Genomic DNA, 5,688 nt, shown 5'->3' with positions numbered 1-5,688 from the left:
CGAGACCGCCGCAGCGTCGGTACTCACCTGCTCGCCGCTGGTCGAGCTTGTCGAGACCGCCGCAGCGTCGGTACTCACCTGCTCGCCGCTGGTCGAGCTTGTCGAGACCGCCGCAGCGTCGGCGCTCACCTGCTCGCCGCTGGTCGAGCTTGTCGAGACCGCCGCAGCCTGGGCACCTGGCCGCGTGTGGCCGGTACAGCTGCCAGCAGCGCCTGCGGAAGTCTCGACACGCTCCGTCGCGGCCTCGCTCGTTCCTCGCGATGCCGCGGTCGCTGCTCGACCACCGATGTCGGGACCCCTGCTCGTGCCTCGCAGGGCTCCCAACGCGAAAGGGCCCGCCCGGTGCATCCCCACGAGCACCTGGACGGGAACCCTTTGCGAAGGAACCTGCTGGCTCGTCCCCCGACAAGCCCACTGGTGGCGCCCCCCGACGCGCACCGGTGGAGGTCCTTTCAGCACTGGAGGGTGCCGACTCGCGCTCCCCCCAGCGATGCGCGTCCCGACACTTCTCCAGACCGGCCACCCGAAGGCGCCCGATTAGGTTGAACCGTAGGCCGGAGGCGGCACGGACGGTTCACATCGACGCCACAGCCGATCCAGCGTTCGGTAACAGAACGCCTACAAGTCGGCGTGGATCGCTTGCCAACTGGTCCAGATCAGTTGCCGCGTTCCCACGGGGCGGCCACAGGGAAGTACGCCGCCATGAACTCGGTCAGCGTCCGGTCCAGGCGCTCCTGGTTGAGCGCGTGGTCGTGGTGGTCGGCCAGGCAGAGGAAGTCCTGCTGCCGCTCGAGCACCTTGGTCAGCTGCCACTCCAGGTCGCTGTTGGCGATGTTGATGTAGGCCCGTTCGGCCTGGTCCGGGTGGTGGGCGGCGTACGCGCGACCGGTCAGCAGCCCGTAGTGCTGGGCGAAGGAGCTGAGCATCGACAGGTCGGTGTCGGACCGGAACGGCGAGCGCGCGGTGGCGGCCACCTCCGCAGGGAACCGGCGTTCGATCTCCTCGAGGACCGAGCGGCGGTGCGGGTACGGCGCGTGGGCGAGGTTGTCGGTGAGGACGGCGCCGAAGGCCTTCTGGAGGAGCCTGCGGTTGTTCCACGCCGCCTTGAGGTACGGCGCTGCGCCGGGGGTGTCGTCGAGCCCGACGGTGTTGGGGGAGAACCACACCGCCGCCAGTCCGGCCGGGCTGAAGAAGGTCTCCGGCCCCAGGGGCCGGCCCAGGAAGAAGTCGTCGTTGAGGTAGACGAAGTGCTCGGCAAGATCGGGCAACCTGTGCAGGGCCGACTCGATGGCGTGGGAGTTGAACGTCGGGAGCGCGTCTGGCGGCAGGATCGCGGAGTGGTCGACCACCTCGACCTGCGGGTGCGACTGGTCCAGCCATTCCGGCACCTGTCCAGCGGTGACCAGGTGGATCTTGCGCACCCAGGGCGCGAACAGGTGGACGCTCCGCAGTGAGTAGCGCAGCTCGTCGCGCGAGACGAACCTCGCCTGCCCGCTCGACTCCCTGGTCGTCGCGGTGCCGGTCAGCGCGGAGAGCCGGTCGAGCCGGGCCTGGTTCCACGCCGGGTCGCGGCCGTCGACCCAGGTGTAGACGACGTCGACCGGAAACGTGCACTCGTGCACCGTCGGCGCGGCCATCAACGGCAGCGTCGGGACGCGCAGCCCCTCGACCTCGGTCGTCACCCGGGCCGCCGTGCGGGGGAGCCGCTGGGTGTAGCGGTTGCGGGTCGGCGCCACGAGCTGCCCGTCGACGTCCTCCTCCCAGAACTCGACCTCGACGCTGCAGCCCTGGCCGAGCAGGGCCGCGGACCCCCCGTCGATGGGCCACGGCTCCAGGGCGACCGACGACGTCCGGCCGCGGAGCAGGTCTGAAGCCAGCCCGGGCACCGGCGCCCGGCGCTCGGGCCAGCCGTTGGCGGCGGGATCGCGCAGCGACAGGTACGCCGGCACGTCGGCGGCGGCCAGCTCCTGGAGGTAGCGGTGCCGCACGGCCATGGGGAGCACGACCACGGGTGTCCCGGTCTCGTGCGGAGGGACCACGAGCCACTCGTCGCTGACCCGGCCGGCGACCGTCACCGCGGCCGACAGCGCCGCGTGCCGGGCGGCCGCAGGGGTGACGCCGCGCGCGTCGTACGACGGGACGGGGGGCGGAGCCGGCTCGGGAGCGGCGGCCAGGGCAGCGAGCCGCGGACGGCCCGCCCGGCGAGCGACCGCACGCTCGAGGATCTCGACCCACTGGCCGGCGATCTTGTCGGCCTCCCACGCCGCTGCGGTGTCGAGGGCGCCCGCGCCGAGCCGGCGCCGCAGGTCGTCGTCGCGGCCGAGCCGGAGCAGCGCCGCCGACATGCCCGCGATCGACTCCGGCGCGACGAGGAGGCCGTTGACCTCGTGCCGGACGATCTCGCGCGGGCCCGAGGCGCAGTCGAAGCTGACGCAGGGGACGCCGGCCGCCATCGCTTCCTGCAGCCCGAGCGGGAAGCCCTCGGCGCGCGAGGTCAGGGCGCTGATGCTCGCCCGGGCCCACTCGCTGCGCATGTCCATGGTGCTGCCGGGCAGCTCGACCCGGTCCCAGAGCCCGTGCTTGCGGATCTCGCGGACCAGGTGCGGCCGCTGGTGGCCCTGGCCCAGGATGCGGAGCCGCCACCCGGGCAGCTGGTCCGCGACCGCTGCGAACGCCTGCACGAGCTTGGTGAACTGCTTCTCCATCACCAGCCGGCCGGCCGCGACGATCGTGCGCGAGTCGAGCAGGGAGCGAGGAGCGAACCCCTGCGGAAGCGGGTTGGGCATGGACACGATCTCGGGGGCGACCGGGCCGAGCTGGCCGCGCAGCCAGTCGGCCATGGCCGTGGTCAGCAGCGCGACCACGTCGGCACGCGGGGCGTTGACCAGCAGGGGCTCGAGCCCCGAGGTGCGCTGTGAGGACGAGCGGTGCTCCTGGTGCACGACGACCACCGGGTCGGGTGCGAGCTGGAGGGCGCTGGCCAGGAGCGCGGGGGTCACCGTCACCAGCACCTCGGTCTGGAGGCCGCGCAGCCCGCGCTCGAGCCCGACGTCGGTGAGCGCCGAGAACTGCCGGTCCCAGCGGCGGGGGACCAGCCGCGACTCGCGCGCGTGGAGCTGCTCGTCGTAGTCCTGGGTGAGGTCCACGAGGTGCTCGACCCGCACCCGCTCGTCGATGGTGAAGACCGGCTGCTCGGCCGCCTTGACCACGCTGAGGATCCGGACGTCGTGGCCGGCGGCGACCAGGGCGTTGGCCTGGGTGACCGCCGACCGCTCGGTGCCGCCGAGCTTGTGCGCGGACTGCACGAGGAAGCTGATCCTCACGTCGTCCTGCCCTCTCCCGGGGCGGCCTCTCCCGGATCGGCCTCGTCCGGGTCGATCGAGCGGAGCGTGAGCAGGCCATCGGGGTTCCACCGCAGCCGGGCCCGCGGCCGGTCCGCACCGAGCTCGGTGACGCTCTCGAAGAGCTCGGGGAGGAGGACGGCGTGGTTGGGGTCGGTGCGGTCGTTGGCCCGGCGCCGGATGCGCACCCACGACTCGTCGGTGCCGAGCGCCAGCTTCAGGACGCCGAAGTAGCCGGCGGGCAGGTCGTCCACGCCGACCAGCGTCTCCACCACCCCGCCGTGCGCGGTGGCGGGGACCGACGCCAGGACCTGGTCGCCGGTGTCGAGCAGCAGCAGGTGGCAGCCGGGCTCGACCCCGGCCACGGGCCGGATCCGCAGGTGCACCCGGTCGCCACGCAGGTCGAGCGACTCGAGCTCGGCCGTGGGGGCGACCTCGTGGCGGGTGAGCCGCAGCCGTCCGTCGTCGAGCCGCTCGACCTCCCACCGGGTGACGCCGTCGGGGGCGAGCGGCGTCCGAGCCACGTCCGGCGCCGGCGCCGCGGGGAGCCGCACGGGCGCCCGGCCGGCCAGCACGTCGTAGGTCGCGCCGGTCAGCGCGGCCAGGTCGTAGGGATGCTCGCCGAGCTCGATGACGTCCTTGGCGCTCGGCTCGCGGACCGCCACCGGTCCTTCCACGTCCAGCCAGAGGTGCACGCCGTCGAGCACCGCGGCGTACGTCGCGACCGCGCCATCGTCGCGACGGCCACGCAACCTCACGCGCTGGGCCCCATCAGACCCCGGACACGCCCTCGCCGCCGCCCGCCTGCTCGTCGAAGTTCTCGTGCTCGAGCAGGTGCAGGACCGGGACGCCGATCTTGCGGCGCGCCTTCGACGTCCAGTCGACGTGGAAGAACTCGGCCACCACGTGCGGACGGGTCAGGATGATCGCCTCGCGCCCGTCGATCGCCTTGACCTTGTCGGCCAGGGCCTGGATCGGCTCCGCCGACACGACCTGCCCCTCGGCGCTGGCCCCGGCCGTGCGAAGCGCGGTCAGGGTCGCCTCGAGGTCGGCGTTGGCACGGTCCCTGGTCTCCTTGGCGATCTCCGCGAGGTCCGGAGGGGGTACGGCGATCGACGGACCGGGCACCAGGTCGTGGCCGGTGACGCTGCCCATGGCCGCCTCGATCTGCGCCGCGGCGTCGTCGACGGGCAGCAGCACGTGGTAGGTCACCGGCTCGTCCAGCCCTTCGTGCAGCGAGCGGACCTGTTGCGCGTCGGCGTCGCTCAGCGCCTGCTCGACGAGGAGGACCACGTCGTAGTCGGTGGAGGTGTCGGTCGACTCAGGTGGGTTCTCGGCCACGCGGTCACCCTAGTGCCACCACGGGGTGCTAGCGCCCGCCGGACAGCACCTCGCCCAGGTCGTAGGAGGCGACCTCCTCGAGCTGGTCGTAGCCGCAGGACTCGGGGTCGCGGTCGGGGCGCCACCGCTTGAACTGCGCGGTGTGCCGGAACCGCCGGCCCTCCATGTGCTCATAGCCGACCTCGACGACCCGCTCGGGCCGCAGCGGCGTGAACGAGAGGTCCTTGCCCTGGCTCCAGCGGCTCTGGGTGCCGGGCACCCGGTCGGGGTTGGCGGTGAGGAACTCCTGCCAGCGGCCCCACGGGTGCTCCTCGATCGGGCAGACCAGCGGCTGCAGCTCCTGGAACAGCTCGGCCCGCCGGGCGTCGGTGAAGCTGGCGCTGACCCCGACGTGCTGGAGCACCGCGCCCTCTCCTTGGGGGGAGTCGTAGAGCCCGAGGAGCAGGCTGCCGAGGAGTGGCCGCTCGGGGGTGGAGTTCTTGTGCTCGCGGTAGCCGGCCACGACCACGTCGGCGGTGCGGGCGTGCTTGATCTTGAACATCGTGCGGCCGTTCTGGGTGTACGGCGCGTCGAGCGGCTTGGCGATGACCCCGTCGAGCCCGGCGCCCTCGAACTGCTCGAACCAGCGCTCCGCCTCCTCCGGGTCCTCGGTGGTGCGGGTCAGGTAGCAGGGCCCTTCGGTGCCGAGCCCGGCCAGCGCCTCCTCGAGCGCTGCCCGCCGTTCGCGCAGCGGCCGGTCGGCGTACGACTCGTCGCCCAGCGCCAGGAGGTCGAACGCGACGAACCCGGCGGGGGTCTTCTCGGCCAGCATGTCGATGCGGGACTTGGCCGGGTGGATCCGCTCCTGGAGCGTCTCGAACTCGAGCCGGTCGCCCAGCGCCACGAACAGCTCCCCGTCGAGGACCACCCGCTCGGGCAGCTGCCGCTTGACCGCCTCGACCATCTCGGGGAAGTAGCGGGTCAGCGGCTTGGTGTTGCGGCTGGCGAGCTCGACCTCGTCACCGTC

Annotated in this window: 4 protein-coding genes; all 4 read right to left on the bottom strand. The window is 72.8% G+C overall.

What is annotated here, in order from left to right; genetic code table 11:
- Positions 1–656: 656 nt before the first annotated feature.
- A complete protein-coding gene (locus VFV89_RS24180) occupies positions 657–3,323 on the bottom strand; it encodes a stealth conserved region 3 domain-containing protein (RefSeq protein WP_329708551.1) in 2,667 nt (888 codons plus the stop codon).
- Positions 3,320–4,099, bottom strand: coding sequence for a hypothetical protein (locus tag VFV89_RS24175; protein WP_329708550.1), 780 nt, complete (start codon positions 4,097–4,099; stop codon positions 3,320–3,322). Before VFV89_RS24175 ends, VFV89_RS24180 begins: the two co-directional genes overlap by 4 nt.
- 13 nt (positions 4,100–4,112) lie before the next feature.
- Positions 4,113–4,682 (bottom strand): hypothetical protein, encoded by a 570-nt coding sequence (locus VFV89_RS24170; RefSeq protein WP_329708549.1) that lies wholly within the window; start codon positions 4,680–4,682, stop codon positions 4,113–4,115.
- A 28-nt stretch (positions 4,683–4,710) separates the two neighbouring features.
- Positions 4,711–5,688: ATP-dependent DNA ligase (locus VFV89_RS24165; RefSeq protein WP_329708548.1), on the bottom strand; the 978-nt coding region annotated here is incomplete at its 5' end.

Origin of the sequence: Nocardioides sp., from assembly GCF_036274455.1 — a bacterium.
GTDB lineage: Bacteria > Actinomycetota > Actinomycetes > Propionibacteriales > Nocardioidaceae > Nocardioides.
This window is presented reverse-complemented; position numbering and strand designations above follow the sequence as displayed.